The 287-nt window shown below is 65.9% G+C and carries 1 protein-coding gene; it reads right to left on the bottom strand.

All coding sequences use genetic code 11. The features are described 5' to 3' along the window. Positions 1–287 (bottom strand): AMP-binding protein (locus OQ968_RS24845; protein WP_324682306.1); only part of this gene is annotated, 287 nt, incomplete at both ends.

Genomic DNA, 287 nt, shown 5'->3' with positions numbered 1-287 from the left:
TCGGTGGGCCCATAAGCGTTGAGCATCACCCGCCCCGGCGCCCACCGATCCACCAGCGTGGCCGGGCAGGCCTCCCCACCCACCACCAGCGTCACCGACTCCAAACGCTGTGGGCAGAGTGCGGTCACCGCAGACGGCGTTTGTGTGAGTACGTTGACCTTTTCTCTGATCAGCAGGTCGTGGAAATCGTCAGGGGAGCGGGTCACCGGCTCGGGCACCACCACCAGCCGCCCACCACCCAGCAGGGCCCCGAAAATCTCCCACACCGCGAAGTCGAAGCTCAACGA

The organism is Mycobacterium sp. 663a-19 (assembly GCF_035616495.1).
Classification (GTDB): domain Bacteria; phylum Actinomycetota; class Actinomycetes; order Mycobacteriales; family Mycobacteriaceae; genus Mycobacterium.
This window is presented reverse-complemented; position numbering and strand designations above follow the sequence as displayed.